The organism is Bombella apis (assembly GCF_018221685.1).
Taxonomy (GTDB): Bacteria; Pseudomonadota; Alphaproteobacteria; order Acetobacterales; family Acetobacteraceae; genus Bombella; species Bombella apis.
In genome coordinates this window covers 348150-373156 of record NZ_JAGJTM010000004.1, presented here as the reverse complement: position 1 = coordinate 373156, position 25007 = coordinate 348150, and the positions used below count along the sequence as shown (strand labels likewise).

Genomic DNA, 25007 nt, shown 5'->3' with positions numbered 1-25007 from the left:
CCACCATCTTCTGCCCCGAGGGCGGGCATTTTGCGCTGGCTCTGGCCTGTGCCCTGGCCCTCATGCAGGGTGTCCTGCCGCTGGCCGGTCTCCGCCGGACGGACAGCCCCCTGACGGCCCTGGCCCGCCCTCTGGCCCTCAGCCAGTGCCTTGCCCTGCTTTTTGCATGGACCTGCCTCGTCACCGCCTCTCTGGGCAATGATTTCTCCCTGAAACTCATTGCCGAAACCTCGGCCATCAACAAGCCGTGGGCCTACAAGATCGCCGGTCTCTGGGGCAATCATGAGGGTTCCCTCCTGCTCTGGGTCACGCTGCTGAGCCTCTGGTGTGCAGGGCTGGCCCTTCTCCCCGGCCAGAGTGCCGCCCGGCCGGAAGGGCTGCCCCTCCGCCTGCGGGCACGGCTTCTGGCCCTGCTGGGACTGGTGGGAGCTGGCTTCCAGCTCTTCTGCCTGACGACCTCCAACCCCTTCCTGCGGCTCTGGCCCGTTCCGGCCGACGGGATGGGCATGAATCCGCTCCTTCAGGACCCCGGCCTAGCCGTGCATCCCCCGCTGCTCTATAGCGGTTATGTCGGCTTTGCCGTGCCCTTCGCCTTTGCCATCAGTGCACTGCTGGACGGCAGGGCTAATGCGCTCTGGGCCCGCCACATGCGCCCGTGGGTCATCAGTGCCTGGGCCCTGCTGACGCTGGGAATCACGCTCGGGTCATGGTGGTCCTATTCCGTGCTGGGATGGGGGGGATACTGGTTCTGGGACCCGGTGGAAAATGCCGCCCTCATCCCATGGCTGACGGGCACGGCCCTGCTGCACAGCGTTCTGGTCGTGGAGAAACGCAATCTGCTGCACGTCTGGTGCCTGCTGCTGGCAATTGCCACCTTTGCCTTTTCCCTCTCCGGGACGTTCCTCGTCCGGTCGGGCATTCTCAATTCCGTCCATGCCTTCGCCAACGACCCGGCCCGGGGGCTGTTCATTCTGGGGCTTCTGGGCCTGTATGGCGGCGGCAGCCTGCTGCTCTTCGCCATCCGTGCTCCTGCCCTGCCCACCCCGCAGGCAGGTTTCTCGCCCCTCTCCCGTGAGAGTGCGCTGCTGCTCAACAACATCCTGCTCTGCACGCTCTGCGCCGTCGTGCTGACGGGGACGCTCTACCCCCCCTTCATGCAGCTGCTCTTTGGCCGCACCCTCTCCGTTGGCAAACCCTTCTTTGACGCCACGACCATTCCGCTCACCCTGCCACTTCTGGCCGTCATGGGGGTGAGCATGGCCCTGCCATGGCGACAGACCAGAGCGGACAGGCTCCTGCCCCGTCTGGCCCCGGCCCTGCTCATCACGGCCGGAAACATCCTGCCCGCCTTCTGGCTGTTCCCCACACCACTGGCGGCCCTGTCGGCCCTGCTGGCCCTGTGGGTCATCAGCGCCGCCCTCTGTGACCTGATCCTCCGTCTGCGTGGCCTGCCTGAAGGCAGCCGCCAATTGCACCGCCTGCCCCGCAGTCTCTGGGCCGCCAGCCTGGCCCATGTCGGCGTGGGGGTGACCATCCTCGGTCTCTGCGGCATGGCGGGCAGCCAGGAACGCCTCATAGAGGCCAGACCCGGCACCCATGCCACGCTGACCGGGCGGGACTGGGAACTGACCGCCCTGACCGCCCATCACGGCCCCAATTATGAGGTCGTGGAAGCCCACCTGACCATCCGCCATCACGATGCCCACGGGCCGGTTCTCACCGAACTGACGCCAGAGATCCGCCTCTTCCCCCGGCAGGGGCAGCGTACACTGCATGTCGCCATCCTCCACCGCCCGCTGGAAGACCTCTATGCTGCCCTTGGCAGCGTGAAGGAAGAGCGTGACCCACAGGGGCAGAGCCATTACAGTGCCATCCTGCGCCTGCATGAAAATCCTCTGGCCTCATGGATATGGCTGGGCGGCATCGTCATGGCCCTTGGCGGGGGGCTGCATCTGCTCCCCTCACGGCGGCGTCCGAAACCGGTGGAAGGGGAGCTCAGATCATGCCGCTGACACGCCGCCATCTTCTGGCCGCCCTGCCCTCCCTGGGGGCTGCGGGGCTGGGACTTGGATTCATCAGGATGCTTCATGGACTGGATCGGGGGCAGTTTGATCCCAGAGCCATCAACACCCCGCTGACGGGCCAGCCCGTGCCGGAGTTCCCCGCCCTCTCCTCCCTGCCCGGACAGGCCGGGCTGACCCGGGAAGATTTCAGGACCATGACGCAGCCGGTCCTGCTGTCCGTCTGGGCCTCATGGTGCCTGCCCTGCGTGGAAGAAATCCCGTTCATCAGCCAGCTTGCCGCCTCCCTCGCCGCTCCCCGGAAGAAGCGTGATGCACCGCTGGCCCTCTGGGGCCTCTGCTACAAAGACCAGCCCGCCAGTGCCTCCCGCTGGCTGGAACGGGCAGGCCAGCCTTTCACCCGGCTTGGTCTGGATCAGGATGGACAGGCCGCTATTGAATGGGGCGTGACCGGCGTGCCGGAAGCCTTTCTCATCATGCCTGACCCGCAGGTGGGCGGACGGATTGTCTGGCATGGAACGGGTGGCCTGACGGAGGCGGTCTACCAGACCCGTGTCGTTCCGCATCTGGAGGCAGCACCATGAGGCTGGCCGTCACCCTGCTCCTGCTGCTTCTCGTCAGCCCGACCTGTCTGGCCGTGGACACGCCGGATGAGATGCTGTCTGACCCGGCTCTTGAGCGGAAGGCCCAGCAGATCGGCCAGCAGCTCCGCTGCCTCGTCTGCCAGAATGAAAGCATCGAGGAAAGTTCTGCCCCTCTGGCCAGGGACCTGCGCCATGCTGTCCGCCAGCAGCTCCAGCAGGGACATACGGCAAAAGAGATCAGGGCCTGGATGGTCCAGCGATACGGAGAATTCATCCGGCTTCGCCCCGCCTTCTCGCCAGCCACGGCGCTGCTCTGGCTCATGCCCCTGCTTAGCCTCATGGTGGCCCTGCTTCTGGCCTGCCGTTTCTGGTACCGTCCCGCTCCGCCACCGGCACCCCTCACACCGGAAGAACGCCGCACTCTGGACAGCCTGCTGAAAAAGGACTGACCCATGTCACTGCTGATCGTTGCCCTCATCTGCCTGTTCATCGGGCTGCCCATCGGCCTCAGCCTCATCCTGCGGATGAAGGTCTCCAGCCAGACGGACGACCCCACCCTGTCCCTCTACAGACGTCGGCTTGATTCGCTGGAACGGGACCGGAAGGCCGGCCTGCTGGAAAAACAGCCCTATGATGCAGCCCGCATCGAGACGGAGCGGGAGATCGTCAACCATGTCTCCACCCCGCCCCGGAGCCTCTCCGGTGCAGGCAATGCCCACAAGATCATCGGCCTTGCCACCCTGCTGCTCATCCCCCTGCTGGCCCTACTGCTCTATGCCATCAATGGCCAGCCCTTCTTCGGACCGCAGCCTGCCAGCCAGATTCCAGCATCCGCCTTCAGGACCTCGCCCATCAGCCCACCGGCCAGCACCATGACACCATCATCCACTCCCCAGAGTGGCCAACAGCCATGAAACCCGGTCCACTCCCCCGCCTGACACGCAGTGCGGCCACCCGTCTGGACAGCACCCCGCAAAGCCTGCCCCCACGCAGCATGAGTGCCTGCCCCTGCTGCCATCAGCCGCTACAGAACACGGCCAGTGTCTGCCCGCACTGCCGGGCCGAAAAACATTATGGCCCTGTGAAACGGGAGGTCCTGCTCTCCTCTCTCTGCGGTCTGGCGCTGGTCCTTGGCCTCACCCGGCTGCTTTTTCCCCAGCTCTTCGCCCCCTTCTCCCCATGGTTGATTCTGCTCATGCTGGCAGGACTGGCCGTAGGGTTCATCTTTGCCCAGTTCCGCTTTGCCGGAGACCGGTGGCTGCACCTCCACAAAGACTGAAGGCGGGTTCCTTTTCACCCTTCATGAGCCTATCATCTGCCCCGTTTTCCAGCCTGCATGATTCCGGAGGATCATACCCATGTCCGCTACGCCATCTTCCCATCCCGTCACCCAGCGTGGCATGGCAGTGCTGAATGATCCCCTCCTGAACAAGGGCACCGCCTTCCCCTGGGAAGAACGCACGGCCCTGGGGCTGCATGGTTTCCTTCCACCCGGCATCCACACGCTGGAAGAGCAGGTCGCACAGGCCTATGAAAACATCATGAGTGAAACGGACATGCTGGACCGGCATGTTCGCCTCCGTGCCATACAGGACACGAACGAGACCCTCTTCTATGCCCTGTTGCAGAAGTATCTCACGGAGCTCATGCCTGTCGTGTACACACCGGGTGTAGGGCAGGCCTGTCAGGAGTTCTCCAGAATCTGGCAGAAACCACGGGGGCTCTTTCTCTCCGGGTCGGACCGTGGGCACATGGCAGGTCGGCTGGCTGCCATCCCCAATGACGACATCCGCCTTGTCATCGTCACGGATGGTGAGCGCATCCTCGGGCTGGGCGATCTGGGAGCCAATGGCATGGGCATCCCCATTGGCAAGATTTCCCTCTACACGGCCTGCGCCGGGATCAATCCAGCCCTGATGATGCCCATCATGCTGGATGTCGGGACGGACAACGTCGCCCTCCGCAATGACCCTACCTATATCGGCAGCCGCACCCCCCGCCTGAGAGGGCAGGACTATGAAGACTTCATCGAGGAATTCGTAACGGCCCTTCAGACGCGCTGGCCGGGCTGCCTGCTGCACTGGGAGGATTTTGCCGGACGCAATGCCGCACCACTTCTCCAGCGTTATCGGAACCGTATACCCAGCTTCAATGATGACATTCAGGGCACGGCAGGCATTGCCACGGCTGCCATCCTCAGCGGCCTGAAGGCCAAAGGCGAAACACTGGAGCAGCAGTGCATTGCCTTTGCAGGCGGCGGTGCGGCGGGTATTGGCATTGCCGGGCTTCTCCTTGCCGCCATGAAGGCCGAAGGGCTGTCGCAGGAAGAGGCCCTGAAGCGTTTCTATATCGTGGACCGCCAAGGCCTGCTGACCCATGACATGGACGGGCTGAGCGAAGGGCAGGCCCTCTTTGCCCGGCAGGATGAAACAGCCCAGAATGGACAGGGCCGGACTCTGGCGGAGGTCATCAGCAAGAATCACCCGACCATCCTCATTGGTGTTTCCGGTCAGGCGGGCCTCTTCAAGGAAGCCATGATCCGGGAGATGGCGTCATACTGCTCCCATCCCCTCATCTTCCCTCTCTCCAACCCGACAAGCCATGTCGAGGCCACTCCGATGGACATTCTGACATGGACAGGCGGACGGGCCATCGTCAGCACGGGCAGCCCGTTCTCCCCGGTTGAACTTGATGACCGCAGCATCATCATTGACCAGACCAACAATTCCTACATCTTCCCCGGTCTTGGGCTGGGGGCGCTGGCCTGCAAGGCAGAAAACATCAGCGAGGGGATGATCATGGCCGCAGCACAGGCTGTTGCAGCCCTCTCCCCGATGCAGACCGGGGGCAGCAACCTGCTTCCCCCCATTGAGACCATTCATGATGTCGCCCTGAAGGTTGCCCACGCCGTAGCCCGGCAGGCCCAGGAAGAACAGCTCTGCCCTGCCCTTGATGATGAAGCCTTGCAGGAAGCCCTCTCCACCCTGAGCTGGCGGCCCCGCTACCAGCCTTATCAGGCGGCCTGACCCTCCCTTTTCACCCTACTTCCGGCAGGACCTCTTCATCATGGCAAACCGTACAGAAACTGATGGCCTCGGCCCGATCGACGTTCCCCAGACAGCCCTCTGGGGGGCCCAGACCCAGCGGTCACTCCGCTATTTCAGCATCGGGCAGGAACTCATCCCCCGTGAGATGATCGAGGCCTATGCCATTCTCAAGCGGGCCTGCGCCGTAGCCAATGCGGCCAGCGGACGGCTGGAAAAGGACAAGGCAGAGCTCATCGTCCGCATCTGTGACGAGATCATGAGCGGAATGCATGACCGGCACTTCCCTCTCCATGTCTGGATGACTGGCTCCGGCACGCAGTTCAACATGAATGTCAATGAGGTCATCGCCAACCGGGCCAGCCAGATGACCGGGCAGAAACTGGGCAGCAAGAAGCCGCTGCACCCGAATGACCATGTAAACATGGCACAATCCACCAACGACACCTTCCCCAGTGCCATGTACATCGCCAGCGCCCTGACGGCCCATCGCCGCCTGATCCCGGCGCTGGAACGTCTGCACGGGGCCATTGCCCACAAAGCCGCACAGTGGAAGCATATCGTCAAGGTAGGACGGACACATCTTCAGGATGCCGTGCCCATCACGCTGGGACAGGAATGGGAAGGCTATGCCGGGATGCTGGAAGACAACCTCCAGCGGCTGGAGCAGGCCCGTGACGGACTGCTGCCGCTGGCTCTGGGGGGGACGGCCCTTGGTACGGGCGTGAACACCGACCCGCAGTTCGCTGCCCGGGCCTGCAAGGAGATTGCCCGCCTCACCCAGCTGGACTTCACCAGCGGGGCCAACAAATTTGCCCTGCAGGGAGCGCATGATGCTCTGGTGCATCTCTCCTCTACCCTGCGGACGCTGGCGGGCAGCCTCTTCAAGATCGCCAACGACATCCGCCTGCTGGCCTGCGGACCCCGGGCGGGGCTGGGTGAGCTGAACCTGCCGGTGAATGAACCCGGCTCTTCCATCATGCCCGGCAAGATCAACCCCACACAGGCCGAAGCCCTGACGATGCTGTGCCTTCAGGTCATGGGCAATGACGTGGTCGTAGGCATGGCAGGCGCTGGCGGAATGCTAGACATGAACGCCTACAAGCCCGTGATGATCCAGAACATCATGCAGAGCCTGACCCTGCTGCATGACGGCATGGAAAATTTCCGCCGCTTCCTCATCGAGGGCACGACCGCCAATGAGGACCATATCCGCCAGCAGCTGGACCATTCCCTTGTGCTGGTCACGGCCCTGTCCCCCAGCATTGGGTATGACAGAGCCTCGCAGGTCGCTCACCATGCCGTGGAGAACGGTCTCAGCCCCCGCCAGAGTGCGCTGGCTCTCGGCTTCATGACAGGTGAGGAGTATGACCGTGTGGCCGACCCGAAACTGATGCTCCAGCCGAACATCAAACCACCCAAAAACTGAGAGGCAGCATCCACACACAAAAAAGGCCTGGCAGAACCAGCCGCTAGGCCCTTTTTTATGCAGCGTGGGCTTGACCCACTTACTGCTGGATCAGATTGCCATCCTTGTCCACCAGTGTGATAGGGTAATCCCCGGAGAAGCAGGCATCGCAGTTTGTATGGTTCTCCACCGGGCGCCCCTGATGACCAAGGGCACGGTAGAGGCCATCGAAACTGATGAACGCCAGACTGTCCGCATTGATGGCCTTGCACATCTCTTCCAGCGAATGACGGGCGGCCAGAAGATGCTTCTCGGAGGGCGTATCAATCCCGTAGAAGCAGGGATGTTTGGTCGGTGGAGAAGTGATGCGCATGTGCACCTCCTTCGCTCCCGCTGCCCGGACCATGTCCACAATCTTGCGGGATGTCGTGCCGCGCACGATGGAATCGTCCACCAGAATGACCCGGCGTCCTTCCAGCACGGCCTTATTGGCCGAGTGTTTCATCTTCACGCCAAGATTACGGACCTGATCGGTCGGCTGGATGAACGTCCGGCCTACATAATGGTTGCGCACGATGCCCATCTCATAGGGCAGGCCACTCTCATGAGCATACCCGATGGCAGAAGGCACGCCAGAATCCGGCACAGGCACGACCACATCAGCGTCGACCCCACTCTCCCGGGCCAATTCGCCACCGATGCGGGTCCGCACTTCATAGACTGACTGTCCCTCCAGCACGGAATCCGGCCGGGCAAAATAGATGTATTCAAAAATGCAGAACCGGCGGCCAACATCCCCAAACGGCCAGAGAGATTTCACCCCATCCGCATTGATGACGACAATTTCACCCGGCTCGATGTCACGCACATAGTCAGCACCGATGATGTCCAGCGCACAGGTCTCACTGGCCAGCACCCAGCCGCCCTGTTTGTCCTCATGCCCGGGCATGCGGCCCAGAACCAGCGGTCGCACGCCCAGCGGGTCCCTCATCCCCAGCATCCCGTCATCCGGTGTCAGGGTAATGAGGGAATAAGCCCCCTTGATCTTCTTTGCCGCATCCATCAACCGCTCGATCACCGTGTCATAGAGCGAAATGGCGACAAGATGGACGATGACCTCCGTATCCATCGTGGAATGGAAAATACAGCCACGCTTTACCAGCGCCTTGCGCAGGGTGGCGGCATTGGTCAGATTGCCATTATGGGCCACGGCCAGACCACCAAAGGCGTAATCGGCATAGATGGGCTGGACATTGCGCACATGGCTGCCACCCGTTGTGCCATAACGGTTGTGCCCTATGGCCGCCTCCCCCGGCAGGCCTGCTATCACGTCCTGATTGCCAAACACATCCCCGACAAGGCCCAGCGCCTTGTGCTGGTGGAACGTATCGCCATCAAAACTGACGATACCGGCCGCCTCCTGACCACGATGCTGGAGGGCATGCAGGCCGAGAGCTGTCAGCGCTGCCGCATTCGGCACACCCCAGACACCAAAAACACCACATTCCTCATAGGGACGACTGGACGATTCAGGAAAAGACATATCGATGGAGCAAACCTGACGGGCGAATCCCGCTCATATCTAAGTGGCACAGCGGCACAGGCAGCCAACCCCTTGAAAAAACCGGCCATTGCCCTTCTTCAGGGCAGCCTGTCCGTCAGGGTGATGCCTGCGACCCCCCTTCAATGGCTATTCGATGGCAGAAAGGCAAGATGTTCCGACCATGAAAGCGGTATATATCCCTGCAAAAAAGCCACGCCACGCACCACGAAGGGTGCAAGGACGCTCCCCTGCATGGCGGCTTCCAGCCAGTCCTGCGCCAGATAGCTGCCCGCACAGAAGAGCAGCACCAGCACGACATAACCCCGCACCAGCCCGAAACCAGCCCCAAGCAGCGCGTCCAAGGGGCCGGAGAGCAGCCCTCTCATGCCACGGGCCAGCTGGCTGGTCACCAGATTCAGAACAATCATGACCAGAACGAACAGCCCCAGCCGCCCGCCCCAGGTGAAAACAGCCGTCCCCTGAAAGGTAGGAGAAACAAGCGGAGCCAGATGGGACAAGGCCACGCCCCCCCAGCGGCCTACCAGCCAGAAACTGCCTATCCAGACCAGCAGGGCTCCGCTCTCGTGCGAAAGCCCTCTCACCAGCCCCCAGAGGGCCGACAGGCCAACAAGAACCAGCATGGCCCAGTCCATCGCGCCAAGATGCTCCAGAAACGTTCCGTGCAGGCCTGTCATTGCGGCTCCCGTCGCTCTTCCACCATCAATCCCGCTACCTGCCACCAGCCTGTCAGGGCAGTTTCGTGGAGCGGTAACGGCCCCCCTTGCGGGCCCGGATGCCACGTTTCAGCAAATCGGATGAAAGGTCAATCCGCTCACTCAGTTCCTGCCAGATGGCACTTTCATCCACACCATGCTGCTGCCATATCTTCCGTATCTCCAGCAGGAACACCGCACTATCCTCGACCAGGGCCTTCGGCTCCCCGTACAGATAGTCCAGAAGACAATCGGTAGCCTGCTCGGCCAGCATCTTGCATTCCTGCCCATCCTTGTTTCTGACCCCAGCCATGGCTGGCCCATATCGTGCAGACTGTGTCATTTCGGCTCCCATCATATCCACCCTGCCTCTCCTGCAAAAGAGGAGAGGGCACACAGGTCTGTTACCCACATTCAAGGGAGGAACAGAAATTAATAAAAATTCAATAATAAATTGATTAATACTATGTTAGTGAAAAATAATACAATTCATTAACAGGAAAATCTTTTCTTTTTCTAATACCATTCAAGGAATTCAGATACCATCGCTGAAATTACACCACAAAAATACCACAGAGCCTCATCATCATCTCCCTATTTCGTACAGAATCATCGACGGTCTGCACCCTACTGGAGAACAGTCATGTCAATCACATGGGAAAAACCACAGAAGTACTCCAACCTGTCTCCTGATACAGGGGGCGGCAATACTGCTGGTCTCCCCGGCTTCTGGTTTGGTCCGGAGACCCTCCCGAACCCAGCGACCGGGAACGTTTTCAATACCCGGCTCACTGCAACAAACCAGCTCACTTCTGCCCAGCCGATATATCAGCTGGCCATGGTCCAGGGCGTGAACATAAGCCAGTCGGGGGACAAGGCTGTTGTCCTCATGCATATCCCCAACACAAATGTTTTTGCTGTAACGTACCTGTCTTATGTAGGTTCGTTTACCTACAGGGATGTCATTCCTCCAACTCCTTCTGTCGTTGCAGAGTTTGCGATAAAGAATGTTCAATTCATAAAACAGATCGGGGACGGGCAACAGTATGCCCCTCTTCCTCCTGACGAACAACAGACGTATCTTGGCCTGTCCAATCTGGCAGCAGCCGTCCAAACCGGGAAGCATTATCTCTATCTACAGCTTGTCCCCAATACGGGCTTTGATTCCCTGAATCAGGGCAGCCCAGCGACACCGGGATCGCCTGTAACACTCAGCAATGTCGACTGGACCTTTGACACCGGCGTCACCAACATCGACATTGCCTGCTTCCTCCCCGGGTCCATGATCATGACGGATGCTGGGCCTCGGGCTGTCGAAACTCTCGCTGTCGGTGACCTCGTCCTGACCGGCCCTGACGGCAACCAGAAGCTGGAGCCGATAACATGGGCAGGGCGGGGCCGTATCGATGTCCAGCCCCATCTGCCGGATGACCGGGCAGGCTATGCCGTCTGCATCAGAAAAAATGCACTGGGAGATGGCTGCCCTGATGCCGACCTGTATGTAACATCAGAGCACACGCTCTATCTTGATGGCCATTTCGTCCCGGTGCGGATGCTCGTCAATCACCGGTCCATCCACTATGACCGTGAACGTCTCTCTTACGACTATTATCACTTTGAGACGGCAGAGCACAGCATCGTCCGTGCCAACAGCGTGATGACGGAAAGTTATCTCAGCGGCAGCAGCCGCCGCAATTTCCATGAGATGACTTTCCTCCAGGAAGGAAATGTCGTGGCCTTCCCGCCCTCCAAGAGCTGGGAAAAGGATGCCTGCGCTCCGCTGACCGTGGATACCGCCTCCATCCGGCCACTGCATGAGGCGCTGGACGAGCGGGCGCGTGCCCTCGGTTTTGCCCGGCAGGTACCACCTGTCTCCCTGGTGCAGGATTCAGACTTCCATCTGGTCACCAATGCCGGGGACGTTCTCTATCCTGTCCGCCGGATACAGGACCGGGCCATCTTCCTTCTGCCGGAAGGCGTGACAGCCCTTTACCTTCGCTCCCGCACAAGCCGCCCCTGCGACACCATCGGCCCCTATGTGGATGACCGCCGTTTCCTCGGTGTCCTCGTCGGTGCCGTGGAGCTGTACCAGGAAAAGCAGACCCACAGCCTGACATCCCATATGTTGGATCCCCACGCTTCCGGCTGGGATGTGGTGGAGAACAGCCCCTGCCGCTGGACAAACGGTAACGCCCTCCTCTCTCTGGAAGAGTTTCCCGCCATTCATGAGCGGGACATGCTGAGCATCCAGCTCCTGGCGGAAGGGCCCTATGTTGATGAAGCCGGGATAACCCAGCCAACCATTGCCCTGCCTGAAAGTGTGGCACAGAGATGAGGCCCCTCCCGGCCTGTCCCGACCATATCGGGACCCGCCGGGACTGTTCCCACTCCCCCGAAATACTTTGCCACTCATGAAAGATACTTTATACATCCCCTGTCCGTGAACGGCTGCATTGTCTGTCCACCAAGGGGGGGGTCATCTGTCATGGGTGCCTGCACCACAGCCATTCTGACCAGAATCCTGCCTGCCCTGCTGGCTGGCGGTGTACTGTATGTCTCTGCTCCCCGGTCAGCATTGGGCCAGAGCACACCGGTGGCCGGTTATTCCCCGGGCGCCCGGAGCGCAACCACCGCCAACACGATGCTCGACAGTGTCGTGGGCAACACCCATTCCCCCATAAAGAACCAGACCAGCCTCACCGGGGAACTTTACCATATTGCAGCGGATGGCACGGTCACAGCGCCCAACGGGCTGCTTGTCTCTCCCGGCGGGTGCCAGACACCGGGCACGGCCCATCTGCCAACCTCCATGAAAACTGCAGTGCCACACACGCCGTACCGCTTCGGCACGCTGAGACACGGCAAAGGGTTCGAGACGGTAACCATCGGAGTCAGCACCCAACCCGACCTGACCACGACAGACCCCAAGGCGCCCAGGGCACGCCGTGCCACCCTGAATGCCTCCTTCGGCCCGACCGGGCTTTACATTCTCCCGGAACCCTGCGCCCGCACCGGCTCCAGCGACAGCGCCCTGACGCTGGATGCCGCCGCCAGCCTGGCCAGTGCCGACGGGAATGCCTTTACCCTTGCGGGAAACCGCTCCAGCGAAATTCCCGTCAACAAGGCGGAAACCCTGCCTGATGGAGATGTGGAGCTGCGCAACAGTGCTCTCCCCGGTGCTGCTGCCCCGTGACCGTCAGCCCGTTCCGTCTTTTCGCCCTGCCCGTCCTCTCTTTCCCGTCCTGCGGGTCCGCCATGGCTCTGGCGGCCCTGTTTCTACCGGGAACAGCCATGGCCCAGACCATTCCTCCGGCCAGCACCCCCGCCGGGATTCCGGCTACAGCCCTGCCCACCCCCCTGGGGTTTTTCAATCATCATACGATCGGCAGGCCCTCTGCCGATACCAGGGGGACCGAACCGGATACCAGCCGTACACCACCATCCCACCCCATCATCCCTCTCCAGCCGGGGACTGCGGGCCCCAACCCGACCCCTCATCTGGAAGACACTCTCGCCCTGCCCCGCCTCCAGGCCGTCATCCTGCAGCCGGCAGGCCATACAGGCAACAGAACAGCCCAGCAGCCCATTTCTTCCGAAGGGCTGAAGCTGAGCCACGCACCCGGTCTCTATCGGGTAATCCTCCCCTATATCGGCCATCCTCTGACATTCCAGAAAATGCATGAGCTGACGGGAGCCATCGCCATCTTCTTCCGCCAGCATGACCGGGCCTTCATCAGCATCACCGTGCCTCCCCAGCGTGTACACGGGGGCGTGCTGCATATTGATGTCTCGGAATACCGGCTTGACCGCATCACCGTGCATGGCAACCGCTGGACACCTGCCTGGCAGGTCCGGCAGGCCAGCAACCTCACTCCCAACCAGACCATGGCCCTGACGGCCCTCCAGACAGACCTGGACTGGCTGAACCTCAACCCCTTCCGCACGGCGGACCTCATCTACCGCCCCGGCAGCCACCCCGGCAGCACGGATGTGGACATCAACGTGACAGACCGCTTTCCCGTCTATGGCTATGCCGCCATGAACAATCAGGCGGACCGCTCACTGGGCCGGCTCAACTGGTACACGGGGGCCTCATGGGGCAATGCTTTCGGGCTGGGGCAGATACTGACCTACCAGTTCAACCGCACCTTCATGAACCGGTTCGACAACCACACGGGCAGCTGGACCATCCCGCTCCTCGGCCATAATGCCTTGCAGATTTTCGGGAACTATGCCCTCTCCCACCCGACCAGCAACACGCCGGGCCTCATAAACCGGGGTCTCAGCGGGCAGATTTCACTGCGCTGGCTGCACATGTTCGACCATATTGCCCTTGGCCGGGATGCCGGGCTGGACGGCATGATCCAGCTCGGTTTTGACTGGAAAAACACCCATTCCGACCAGTTCTACCATGCCCACACCATCACGCTCTCCAAAGCCGCCACGGCCCAGTTTGTCGTGGGCTATACAGGGTCCATACAGGACCCGTGGGGGCAGACGCAGATCAACAACCAGTTTTTCTACGGTCCCGGCGGCCTGATGAAAAATGATACGCGGCGAGCCTATGAGAGCATCTTCCCTCTCTCCAGCCCCAATTATGTCTATGACCGGCTGATGCTCACCCGGACACAGAACCTGCCCTACGGCTTTTCTTCCACAACGAAGGTAACATTCCAGCGGGCCAGCAAGAACCTGCTCTATAGTGAACAGCTCATGATCGGCGGCATGGGCAATGCCCGTGGCTATTTTGCCAATACATCCTTCGGCAGCAACAGCAATGCCGTCAGCGAGGAAGTCTTCACTCCCGCTCTCTCCCTGCTCCAGCTGGCTCACCTGCCCACGCCGGGACAGCCGGACAGCAACAAGCTTGGCATCTTCTGGGACTGGGCGGACAACCGGCAGGTCCACCATGTGGGCACGGGCGCCCGGGCGGCCACCCTCGCCAGCGTAGGCGCCGACCTTACCGGCAGCCTGAACCAGCACATCAACGTCACTTTTGATGCTGGCATCCGCCTACGCCGCATCCACACGACGGAACTGGCAAACCGTCGTGGGACCTTCTGCGACTTTCAGATTGTCGGAGGCTTTTAAGCCTCCGAACGGGGCAGTTTCAGTTCTGTCCAGAGCGTGTCCAGCGCACTGACCAGAGAGGTCAGCTCCTCTTCCGTATGGAGCGGCCCCGGGGTCAGGCGCAGGCGCTCCGTCCCTCGGGGGACGGTCGGATAGTTGATAGGCTGGAGATAATGGCCGAAGCGCTTCAGCAGGCTGTCCGTCAGCTCACGGCAGAGGGTGGCATCTCCCACCATGACGGGCGTGATGTGCGACTGACCAGGCATGTAGGGGATTTTCACCTCGTCCAGCTTCTTCCTCAGCAGGGCCACGGCCTCCCGCTGCCCCTTGCGCTCGGCATCGCTGTGGCGCAGATGCCGGACACTGGCCAGCACACCCGCCGCAATCATCGGCGGCAGGGAGGTGGAGAAAATGAAGCCTGAGCCAAAAGAGCGCACGAAATCACACAGGGCAGCAGAGGCTGCGATATAGCCCCCCACCACGCCATAGGCCTTGCCCAACGTCCCCTCGATGACGGTCAGCCGGTGTTCCAGACCACGCTCCTGCGCTACGCCGCCACCCTGCGGGCCATACATGCCCACGGCATGGACCTCATCCAGATAGGTCATGGCGTTGTAACGGTCGGCCAGATCGCAGATTTCTTCAATCGGAGCAATGTCGCCATTCATGGAATAGACGGACTCAAAGGCGATGATCTTCGGCGTATCCAGAGGCAGCTCTTTCAGCCTGGCCTCAAGGTCTTCAAGATCATTGTGCCTGAAGATGCGTTTCTCCGCACGGGAATGGCGGATGCCTTCAATCATGGAGGCATGATTGAGTTCATCAGACAGCACGACACAGCCTTTCAGCCGTGCGGCCAACGTGCCCAGCGTCACCCAGTTGGAGAGATAACCGGAATTGAAAAGCAGGGCACTTTCCTTGCCATGCAGGGAGGCCAGCTCCTTTTCCAGCAGGACATGATGATGGTTGGTGCCGGAGATGTTCCGTGTCCCGCCTGCACCTGCACCACTTTCATCCAGAGATTTATGGATGGCCTCCAGCACTGCGGGGTGCTGCCCCATACCCAGATAGTCGTTGGAGCACCAGACCGTTACATCACGCCCGACGCCATGGTGGAAGGCTTTGGGAAACCTGCCGACGTGACGTTCCAGCTCCGCAAAATAACGATAGCTGCCATCAGCCCGGAGGCCATCCAGCGCATTCTGGAACAGGGTATCATAATTCATAGACATTGCTCTCCTCACGGCCATCAATTTATGGTCCGCCCCCCAGAAAGCAAGGTTTAAACACTGTTATAAACGAAAACATGGTTACAGGACCCATTAAACAGGACTATCTGGCTACAGTTTTTTTACCCACTCCTCTATAGCTGGTGGCTCCATATCTCCCCAGGCGGGGAACATCGTTTGCCGGAGGCCTGTCTTGCCTGTTTCCGCTTCTTCCTCCTCTCCGGGTGGCCGGCCCGGATTCAGCGCCCTGCTGCCTTACTGGCAGGTCACCCTTGCTGCTTTCAGCGGCTGGTTTCTCGATGCCTTTGACCAGACAACCCTGATGTTCACCCTGCCCGACATTGCCCGGGATTTCGGCTGCACGCTGGCCGCCCTTGGCAGTGTCTTTCTGGCACAGGCTCTGGGACGGGCCGTAGGCAACACGGGTTGGGGCTGGCTCTCCGACCGTTTCGGCCGCAAGCCTGCCTTCACGCTCGGCATCCTCTTCTTCGCCCTCTTTGCCGCCCTCACGGGGACAACCCACAGCATCACCACGCTGGTCATCACACAATTCCTGTTCGGGATCGGTTTTGGTGGAGAATGGACGGCCTCCGCCACCCTGCTGATGGAAAGTGTTCCCGGCCCGCTGCGGCCTCTGGCCTCCGCCACCATGATGGCCGGTTACGAAATCGGCTATATGGCAGCGGCCGGAGCACAGGCCCTCATCCTGCCCCATCATGGCTGGCGTGTCATGTTTTTCATCGGGCTACTGCCTGCCCTGCTCATCTTCTTCATCCGTTTCAGGGTGAAGGAAAGCCCTCTCTGGCTCGCTGCGCAGGAAGAGAAAAAGCGTCAGCACGATCAGGCTCCGGCAGAACCGGCCGCCTCTTTCTGGCAGACTGCCCGGCAGTTCTGGAACGGCGCCGCCTTCCAGGCCATTGCCTTCATGTGTTTTCTGGAGTTCCAGAAGGCCGCCCTCTACACATTCTATCCTGCCATCCTGCGGGACAACCACCATCTCAGCCCCCAGCTCATCTTCTGGCCGGTGGCCCTCTACTGCCTCGGCTCGCTTGCCGGGAAGATCCTCTGCGGGGCACTGGCAACCCGCTTCGGGGAAGGGCTCGTCATGCGGGTGGCGCTCGGAGCTGTCATGCTGCTGATCATCCCCTTCCTCACAGCTGGACCATGGGCCATCCTGCTGGCCTCCGCCTTCTTCATCGGGGCAGCGGCCTCCGGTATCTATGCTCTGGTGCCCCATTATCTCTCCCAGCGCTTCCCCGATGCAGGCCGCAGCGCAGGCATGGGCACCAGCTATGCTGTCGGCTCTCTGGGGCAGGGTGTGGCCGGGCGGCTGGTCCCCTCCCTTGCTCCGCTGCTGGCAGGAGGGTTGCCTGCTGCCGCCATCCTCTGCGTTCTTTCGGGAAGTTTCATCAGCCTCGGCATCACAGTCTTCCGCCCGAAAGACGTGCAGGATTTCTGAACCGTTCCGCCTTCCCTGAAGGCCTTTCTCCCTGGCAGAAGGGCATGAAAAAACGGGGTGGAGCCTGCGCCCCACCCCGTTCCTTCCAGCAGGAGATGTCCCCCGGTCCGCCTCTCAGAAGCGGACCTTGACGGACCCTGTCCCACCACTCTCGGTGGACTGGTTGCCATACTGCCCGATATAGGACAGGTCCAGGTCAACACGCTCGCTCACCCGGGCGGTCACACCAGCCTGCACGACGGCCGCATTTCTGGAAAGCAGCACACCGGCCACATCCATGTCACCGGCACCACTACCCATGGCGAAGGTCTCACGCTGGCGGGAGCCCGTCCGACCAAAGGCGTGACGGTATGCAGCGGACAGGTGCGGCATGAAGACCGCCTTGCCAATGCCTACAGTCGTTGCCGTGCGGAAGCCGAAGCTCGAGAAGGTCACACCCGTATCCGTCCCGTGGCTGTGCAGGGCAGCCTCGTTGCCATGCTCACGATAGCTGTCGCTCTGCATGTTCACATAAGCCACGTTCATGAACGGCTCGAACATGCTGCGTTCCCCACGGAACTTGTAACCCAGCTCCCCGAAGCCCTGGGCCGTACCACCCAGATAGCTGCTGCTGAGACGCCCGCCATAATCACCCACGGCAACATGACGATGGGTATTGATGACGTTCCAGCTATAGATGGCCCCGAAGCGGAGATTCAGGCGACCCCAGTGCGTCCCGGCATAGGCACCAATGCTGATATTGTTGCTGTTGGCCGAGGAGGAACGACCACGCTGAACGTTGAACTGGGAATGACCGTAAGAGATCAGCCCGCCAACACGCCAGTTGCTATGGTTGATTGGCCCATCCGCCCCGATGACAAAGCCTGCGGTGTTATGGTGCATGAGGGCAGCATTGCCGTCCCCACTGTTGAAGCCCATGCCACCATAGGCCTGCCCCCACAGGACCGCATGATCGGAATAGCAGGCGCCATCCTTCCTGCGTGTCTTCAGGTCATAGAAGCTCTGGCCATTGTGACCATAGTCACAGTCGGCCGCAGCCAGACGGTTCAGGGCTGCATTGCGGATATAGAAGCTGTCCTGGATCAACCCTGTACGGATGGAGGCGTGAAGCTCACCAGACAGGTTGTTCAGCGCATGACGGGCCTGGTCTTTTGTCAGGACCGTCATGGCCTTGGCCAGATCACTGTTTTCGGAGATATGGTTCAGCCCTTCCCCGGCAGCGATCTCGTTGCGGGTCTGGCCCACATACTCGAAACCATGGATGGAACGACGCAGCATCACATCCACATCATTGCCCTGATAGACAAGACGAGGATCAAGATAGGCGTAATCCTGACCGATATTGGTCTCCAGGTCATCATAATGACCATTCACGCCACCATTGGCCGTCAGCACATGGTAGGCCTGACCATATTTCAGGGCCGTCGGGTCCTTCACCTTCAGAGCCAGCGTACCCCCCTGGAGGTCCGCCTTGCCTGAGACCAGAACCTGGTCAGACTTCAGCTCGCTGTAGGAGAAGCCGTCCGGTGCGACCAGCTGACGCCCGGTCGCCTCATTGCTCCCGCGGATGGACAGGACCGAGCCCTTGGCCATGGTCAGATCACCCATGACATGCAGGGCACCCGCATCTGTCTCGTTGCCAGCTCCCAGCATACCACCGCTGGACACGACCGTGCTGCCCACGGAGCCATTACCGGCCAGAACGGCACCATGCTGCACGGTCATGGCAGAATGGCCCATGTTGCCATCAACAATCATGTCTCCGGACTGGATGTCCGTCGGACCATTGAAGCTGGAACCATCACCAGCAAACGTGAGCACCCCAGTGCCCGTCTTGGTCAGGGCATGATCACCGGCACTGCCATCATCCGTCAGGACGACATTATTACCCAGTGTCATCCGGTTCTCATCCTGCACGTCGAACACTGCCCCCTTGGAGCCGATGGCCGTATTCACGTTGCTGGTCAGATCAGAACCCTTGATGTTCTGGAGCGTACCGCCATCCAGCGTCAGCTGGGCCTTGGCACCCTCTTCGGCCACCAGGCCGGGCTTGCCGTCAACATCACCAGCACTCAGCCTGCTGCCACTCAGCACATCGAGTCTGGCGTCGGTGCCATCAGCCGGAGCTGTCTCCGCTTTGGCAAACACGACCGGGCCATGGCTGTGGAGAGCTGCACCATCAGAGAGGCTGACGTCACCCGCCTTGCCTGCACCAATCTTCACACTACTGTCTGTCGTCAGCTGAGCCTTCGCCCCGGCCAGAGCCAGCGTACCACCAGCCACGGAGACAGGCCCCCCAAGATGGGACTGGTCTATCAACGTCTCATGACCACCGGAAAGTGTCAGCCCGCCATTGCCGGACAGGGACCCGGCATAGGTATCCTTGGCATTGGTCAGAGTCAGGGTGCCATTGAGAACACCATTTCCAGACCCGGCAAGGGAGCCGGCATCAGAACCATGATCCGTGACGCTGAAAGATCCGCCATTGGCCGCCAGCGTCCCGGCAATCTGGTTCCCGTCAAGGGTCAGGTCACCCCTGCTGTTGGTGACATCACCCGTGACATGGTTGCCTGCACCCAGCGTCATGTTGCCGCTGTTGTCCGCAGAGGCCAGAGTGCCACCCGTCGCCTTGAAGGTCGCCCCGTCAGCATTGGTCACGTGACCAGCCGTGCTGTCCGCCAGAGAGGCCGTACCAGCCTGGTTGGCAACATCAGCCAGCGTGGCGTTCTGTGCCGCCAACTGACCATGGTTGGCCGTCGTCCCGGCAATCTGGTTCCCGTCAAGGGTCAGGTCACCCCTGCTGTTGGTGACATCACCCGTGACATGGTTGCCTGCACCCAGCGTCATGCTGCCGCTGTTGTCCGCAGAGGCCAGAGTGCCACCCGTCGCCTTGAAGGTCGCCCCGTCAGCGTTGGTCACGTGACCAGCCGTGCTGTCCGCCAGAGAGGCCGTACCAGCCTGGTTGGCAACATCAGCCAGCGTGGCGTTCTGTGCCGCCAACTGACCATGGTTGGCCGTCGTCCCGGCAATCTGGTTCCCGTCAAGGGTCAGGTCACCCCTGCTGTTGGTGACATCACCCGTGACATGGTTGCCTGCACCCAGCGTCATGCTGCCGCTGTTGTCCGCAGAGGCCAGAGTGCCACCCGTCGCCTTGAAGGTCGCCCCGTCAGCGTTGGTCACGTGACCAGCCGTGCTGTCCGCCAGAGAGGCCGTACCAGCCTGGTTGGCAACATCGGCCAGCGTGGCGTTCTGTGCCGTCAACTGACCATGGTTGGTCGTCGTCCCGGCAATCTGGTTCCCGTCAAGGGTCAGGTCACCCCTGCTGTTGGTGACATCACCCGTGACATGGTTGCCTGCACCCAGCGTCATGTTGCCGCTGTTGTCCGCAGAGGCCAGAGTGCCACCCGTCGCCTTGAAGGTCGCCCCGTCAGCATTGGTCACGTGACCAGCCGTGCTGTCTGCCAGAGAGGCCGTACCAGCCTGGTTGGCGACATCAGCCAGCGTGGCGTTCTGTGCCGTCAGGGTACCAGTGTTGGTCGTGGTCCCTGCAACCTTGCCACCATTGACGTCAGTCGCTGCAGCGTTGTTCAGCTTGCCAGCAAGGGACCCTGTCAGGTTCAGACGACCGCTCTGGACATCCGTATCCCCCGTGTAGCTGTTCGCCCCGCTGAGCGTTGTCGTGCCCTGCCCTTTCTGGACGAAGGAGCCGGTACCGGAGATCGTCTGACCCAACGTGACATCATTGCTGTGATCCACAGCCAGAGTCCCGTCATTGACAATGTCCTGCTGGCCGACAGACCCTGTCGTCCCACCATTGCCGAGCTGGAGCGTGCCAGCCTCAACATGGGTCGGCTTTGCAAAGTCATTGTCGGAGCTGAGGATAAGCGTACCAAGGTCCGTCTTTTCCAGCCCTGTGCCGCCATCAACCTTGCTGCCATCAATGACAGAAGCGATCTCTGCCGTGATGTCCTTGCCAGAAGACGTCCCGTCACCCACACGGATGACCGTCTTGCCGGTGGAGGCATACAGGTTGTCGCCTGTCACGAGGTAATTCTTGCCATCAAGGTTGGCAAACTGGGCACCGGAGAAGATGACCGGAGCCTGCGTGCCATCCTCGGCCTTGTCATTGACATGGACCGTACCGGCAGAGGCTGCAAAAATGGCCATGTTGCCATTCTGCCACTGGCCGTTGGCAGAGCCGTCGGCTGTAGCCCAGCTGGGTGTGCCCTGCGGTCTTGCTGCCGTCCAGACACCATCCCCACCGTCAACGCGGCCATTGCCCCTTCCATCATCGGAGCGGTGGGCGCTGCTGCCACCATCCCAGTAATTGAGTCCACCTGTATTGACCGCCAGGTTGACCTGATGGTCGATGGATGTCTGGACAACCATCCCCTCTGGAAGAGGCTTGGAGGCCACGTCAACCGACTGCTGAGTTCCAGAAAGCACACCACCGTAGCTGTACAGACGGTACAGACCGGCCATCAGCGAAGAATTATTCACATCCGGACCAGCATCAACCGGCTGGATGGACAGCGTGCCACCAAGCGCCAGGTTCCCCTTGACGTTGATGAAGTCGTTGTAGGCGCCACCTTCCGTATCAGCCTGCCCCAGACGGAAAACCTGACGGGACCCATCGGCCAGATTCAGGCTCCCGTTGACGGTCAGTGTGGACGGCGCCTCAGCCGTCCCGGCGGCCAGTGTCCCGCCAGAGCCGATATTCACATCGCCACCGATCGTCCCCGTACCGCGCAGCGTGGCGCCATCGGTAACGGATGTCAGACCCTTGGCGGCGCTGTTGTCACCGTTCACATCGAGCTGCCCGCCCGTCTGCACGAGAGTGTTGCCAGAATAGCTGTTATTGCCTGTCAGGACTTCGTGCCCACCAGAAACCGTCAGCCCGCCATTGCCACCCATGCTACCGGCATAGGTACTGCTGGCATTGGTCAGGTTCAGCGTGCCTTCCAACTGGGCATTGCCGCTCCCTTCAAGAGATCCGGCGGTGAAGCCGTTATTACCGACGGTGAACTGGCCACCATGAGCTGCCAGCACGCCCTTTGTTTTGGAACCATCCAGCATCAGGTCGCCTGCGTGCTGGGCAATGTTCCCATGGACAATGACACCCTGATCCAGCGTCATGTTGCCATTGTTCACGACAGAGTCCAGCTGCCCGCCCGCTGCACTGAAGGTCCCGCCGGATTCGTTGGTGACATCAGCCAGTGTCGCCTTGCTGGCGGTCAGTGTTCCACTGTTCGTGGTCGTACCAGCAACACGTCCGCCAGTGATGTCTGTCGTTCCGGCATTGTTCAGCGCACTGGCAAGGCTCCCTTTCAGGGTCAGGCCACCATTCTGCGTGACATCGGTCTCACCCGTGTAGGTGTTGTTGCCTGCCAGGGTCTCACGTCCCCCGGAGATGGTCAGCCCGCCATTGCCGGAGATGTTGCCTGCATAGGTGTCAGCTGCCTTGGTCAGGTTCAGCGTGCCTTCCAGCTGACCATTCGCACGACCGGCAAGCGATTCTACACTGGCGCCACCGCTGGTAATGTCAAACGTGCCGCCCCTGGCAAAAAGCACGCCGTTGACCTGAGAATCATCAAGGGTCAGCTTGCCGTCATTCTGAAGGATATCACCATTGACGACACTCTTCTGCGCCAGAAGGAATGTCCCCGTGTTGGTGAACGTCGCCAGCTCACTGTCATAGAACTCTGCATCGCCACCATTGGTGAAGTTGCCCTTCCTGGGCACGGAACCCGCCCGGTTGGTGAGGTCATCCTCATCCCCCATCCGGTTGGTGATCGTTGCTCCGGAATCCCCACTGCGGCCTGCCAGAACGTCCGAATTGCTCTCCGAGTCCGCAGCGGACGGGAGGCCCGGAACCTTGGAATGGACAGCCAGAACCTTGCCGGTATTCGCAAACCGCCCATCAACAACCGTATCCTTGAAGTCCAGCATGCTTTTTTCGGTGCTGGTCACTTCATGAACAAGCGTGTTCCTCAGGGTCGCATTGCCACCAAGATTGACAAGATTGGCCAGCGTGCTGTCCGTGGCCGTAAAGCTGCTGTTGTTCGTGACCACGCCCTTGACGTTGGTATGATCAACAGACGCCGTACCGATATTGGCCAGTGTCCCGTCCAGCTCACCACCCTTCTGCACATACGTGCCGTTGGTCTGGTTGATGACCTGACCCGACAGCGTCGCATCCGTCACGGACAGGGTACCGGCTTCCACGTTCGTCATGCCCTTGTAGGCAAGATTACCCGAAAGACCCAGGGTCCCCGTGCCGGTCTTGTCGACCCCACCATCCCCCGTCAGGCCGCCTTTCCATGACATGGTGTTGCTGTCCTGGACATTGAACTCGTTCATACCAGTCAGATTGGCAGCAACCGTGCTGGTGAAATCACGCCCCTGGATGTTCCGTATCGTGGCGGCATCAAGATTGATGGCAGCCTTGGCTCCGTCCTCTGCGGCGATGGCAGGAGAAGAGCCATCATCACCAGCTACCAGCACACCATGATCCAGCACATTCAGCGTGCCATCGGAGGCTGCGCCGGTCCCCGGCACACCGAAGCGGATCGTCCTGTCATTCTGGAAGCGCCCGCCATCAACCGTCACGGTCCCCTTGCCACCAGCACCGATGATCGTGTTGCCGTTCTGCATCGTACCATCGACACCGACAACGAGGCTCCCGTTGCCGCCATCCTCGCCAAACCTTGCTTCATCAGCGCGGAAGCTGGCACCGTCGCTGATATTCACAACACCGGTCCCCTCGTTACCGATGTGGGCATTGGTAGCTTCCACGGCAGAGCCTCTGCCCGTCACATTCACTGTGCCAGTCAGAGACGGTGAAGCTGCGGCATAAAATTCATCAGCCTCAACACGGGAACCATTCTCGACGTTCAGCTCACCATTCTGGTAAATGCCAACGGCAACATACGCACCCTCGTTGGTACGGTTGTTGATCTGCGCTCCGTCCGTCAGTGTGGCATCACTCTTCCCGATCGGGCCAGACCCACCACCATAAGTCGGGTCGCCGTTACCGATGAAGACGGACTTCCGCTGTATCCTGGCGTCCGGACCTTCCAGCACCAGATGACCCTCATTCCCCCGTGCCAGACCAACACTCAGCGGACCTATTGGACTGCCTTTTGCCGTGGACAAGGACCCTTTGTCCCGCAGGATCAGCGTACCATTGCGGATGTCCACAGTGCCGTCGATCTGGTTCTGGCCTGTCAGCACCTGTGTGCCAGACAGCAGACTCAGGACACCCGTTCCCTTGAGGGACCCGCCATACGTCTCCCCTTTACCCTGGGCGATCGCCAGCTCCCCCTGATAAGGGGCGGACGGATCGGGGGACGGTGTCATGACTAAACTGGTGTTGTCACCCGCCTTGTCGAGCACGGCATCTGCACTGCCTGCCAGGGACTGCACCAGCGTACCACCATGGCTCGCCCCGTTATGCCCGAAAATGGCCGTGCCCCCATCCAGATGCAGGGTACCAGCCACGCTTGTACCATCCAGACCGAGCTGACCATCCTTCTGGTACAGGTCCCCCTTGACCTCCGTTCCCTGGGGAAGATTGCGCGTCTGAGTATTCGTCATGTCTCCGGAAGAAACAGACGCACCATCATCGGCACGGGCCACACTGCCCACCCCAGCGACCAAGGATACTCCGCTGAGCAGAGCCAACATGTAACCAAAACGGCGATACCCTGCCTTGTGGCTCGCCAGATACCGCAGCGGGGCCTGCCCGCTCTGCCCAGTAATCAACACCGGCTTATCCTTTAATATCCACACTGTTGCAAATGGAGGTGCTGCGTATACCTCCGCCCACTATGGAGACCGGTATCCGATGATTGGGGTCTAATTATCACATAACTTTGGCAGAAACTTGACTAACAAATTACTTCTTTTAATTTTATGTTAATATGCTCTGCTGTGT

The 25007-nt window shown here is 60.6% G+C and carries 16 protein-coding genes; 11 read left to right on the top strand and 5 right to left on the bottom strand.

Translation table 11 applies throughout. The features are described 5' to 3' along the window. The first annotated feature begins 5 nt into the window (after window positions 1-5). The 7 genes from J8Z04_RS04905 (at window position 6) to J8Z04_RS04875 (ending at window position 7078) form a co-directional block, all read left to right on the top strand. Window positions 6-2012, top strand: a complete 2007-nt coding sequence (locus tag J8Z04_RS04905; protein WP_408860486.1) for a heme lyase CcmF/NrfE family subunit — start codon at window positions 6-8, stop codon at window positions 2010-2012. Next, window positions 2003-2605, top strand: coding sequence for a redoxin domain-containing protein (locus tag J8Z04_RS04900; RefSeq protein ID WP_192847977.1), 603 nt, complete (start codon window positions 2003-2005; stop codon window positions 2603-2605). The genes J8Z04_RS04905 and J8Z04_RS04900 overlap by 10 nt, the downstream gene beginning before the upstream one ends. Further along, complete coding sequence (locus J8Z04_RS04895; RefSeq protein ID WP_192847976.1) at window positions 2602-3054, top strand: cytochrome c-type biogenesis protein; 453 nt, start codon at window positions 2602-2604, stop codon at window positions 3052-3054. The genes J8Z04_RS04900 and J8Z04_RS04895 overlap by 4 nt, the downstream gene beginning before the upstream one ends. 3 nt (window positions 3055-3057) lie before the next feature. Further along, complete coding sequence (ccmI, locus tag J8Z04_RS04890; protein ID WP_086431174.1) at window positions 3058-3519, top strand: c-type cytochrome biogenesis protein CcmI; 462 nt, start codon at window positions 3058-3060, stop codon at window positions 3517-3519. Beyond that, the gene (locus J8Z04_RS04885; protein WP_052349162.1) at window positions 3516-3884 is read left to right on the top strand and encodes a hypothetical protein; all 369 of its coding nucleotides are present in this window, start codon (window positions 3516-3518) and stop codon (window positions 3882-3884) included. Before ccmI ends, J8Z04_RS04885 begins: the two co-directional genes overlap by 4 nt. Window positions 3885-3963: 79 nt before the next feature. Then, a complete protein-coding gene (locus tag J8Z04_RS04880) occupies window positions 3964-5631 on the top strand; it encodes an NAD-dependent malic enzyme (RefSeq protein ID WP_192847975.1) in 1668 nt (555 codons plus the stop codon). A 40-nt stretch (window positions 5632-5671) separates the two neighbouring features. Beyond that, on the top strand, window positions 5672-7078 hold the full coding sequence (locus J8Z04_RS04875; RefSeq protein WP_043560926.1) for a class II fumarate hydratase: 1407 nt from the start codon (window positions 5672-5674) through the stop codon (window positions 7076-7078). A 79-nt stretch (window positions 7079-7157) separates the two neighbouring features. Here J8Z04_RS04875 and purF read toward each other — a convergent pair whose 3' ends face one another. The 3 genes from purF to J8Z04_RS04860 all read right to left on the bottom strand — a co-directional run bounded on the left by purF (window position 7158) and on the right by J8Z04_RS04860 (window position 9671). Next, complete coding sequence (purF, locus tag J8Z04_RS04870; protein ID WP_086431176.1) at window positions 7158-8600, bottom strand: amidophosphoribosyltransferase; 1443 nt, start codon at window positions 8598-8600, stop codon at window positions 7158-7160. 140 nt (window positions 8601-8740) lie between these two features. After that, window positions 8741-9295 (bottom strand): CvpA family protein, encoded by a 555-nt coding sequence (locus J8Z04_RS04865; RefSeq protein WP_081562928.1) that lies wholly within the window; start codon window positions 9293-9295, stop codon window positions 8741-8743. Window positions 9296-9347: 52 nt separating this feature from the next. Then, window positions 9348-9671: a hypothetical protein gene (locus J8Z04_RS04860; RefSeq protein ID WP_052349163.1), complete on the bottom strand. Its 324-nt coding sequence runs from the start codon at window positions 9669-9671 to the stop codon at window positions 9348-9350. A 285-nt stretch (window positions 9672-9956) separates the two neighbouring features. Here J8Z04_RS04860 and J8Z04_RS04855 point away from each other — a divergent pair, with 285 nt between their 5' ends. The 3 genes from J8Z04_RS04855 to J8Z04_RS09450 all read left to right on the top strand — a co-directional run bounded on the left by J8Z04_RS04855 (window position 9957) and on the right by J8Z04_RS09450 (window position 14404). Continuing rightward, window positions 9957-11648: a Hint domain-containing protein gene (locus J8Z04_RS04855; RefSeq protein WP_192847974.1), complete on the top strand. Its 1692-nt coding sequence runs from the start codon at window positions 9957-9959 to the stop codon at window positions 11646-11648. 150 nt (window positions 11649-11798) lie between these two features. Further along, entirely contained in the window at window positions 11799-12506 is a 708-nt protein-coding gene (locus tag J8Z04_RS04850; protein WP_192847973.1) for a hypothetical protein, read from the top strand. After that, complete coding sequence (locus J8Z04_RS09450; RefSeq protein ID WP_192847972.1) at window positions 12503-14404, top strand: ShlB/FhaC/HecB family hemolysin secretion/activation protein; 1902 nt, start codon at window positions 12503-12505, stop codon at window positions 14402-14404. Before J8Z04_RS04850 ends, J8Z04_RS09450 begins: the two co-directional genes overlap by 4 nt. On the opposite strand, the gene hemA is transcribed toward J8Z04_RS09450, so the two are convergent. Then, window positions 14401-15609, bottom strand: coding sequence for a 5-aminolevulinate synthase (gene hemA, locus J8Z04_RS04840; RefSeq protein ID WP_043560936.1), 1209 nt, complete (start codon window positions 15607-15609; stop codon window positions 14401-14403). The genes J8Z04_RS09450 and hemA overlap by 4 nt on opposite strands. A 196-nt stretch (window positions 15610-15805) precedes the next feature. On the opposite strand from hemA, the gene J8Z04_RS04835 reads away from it, so the two are divergent. Next, a complete protein-coding gene (locus J8Z04_RS04835; protein WP_086431179.1) occupies window positions 15806-17071 on the top strand; it encodes an MFS transporter in 1266 nt (421 codons plus the stop codon). A 114-nt stretch (window positions 17072-17185) separates the two neighbouring features. Here J8Z04_RS04835 and J8Z04_RS04830 read toward each other — a convergent pair whose 3' ends face one another. Continuing rightward, window positions 17186-24838: an autotransporter domain-containing protein gene (locus J8Z04_RS04830; protein ID WP_212125584.1), complete on the bottom strand. Its 7653-nt coding sequence runs from the start codon at window positions 24836-24838 to the stop codon at window positions 17186-17188. Window positions 24839-25007: the final 169 nt, after the last annotated feature.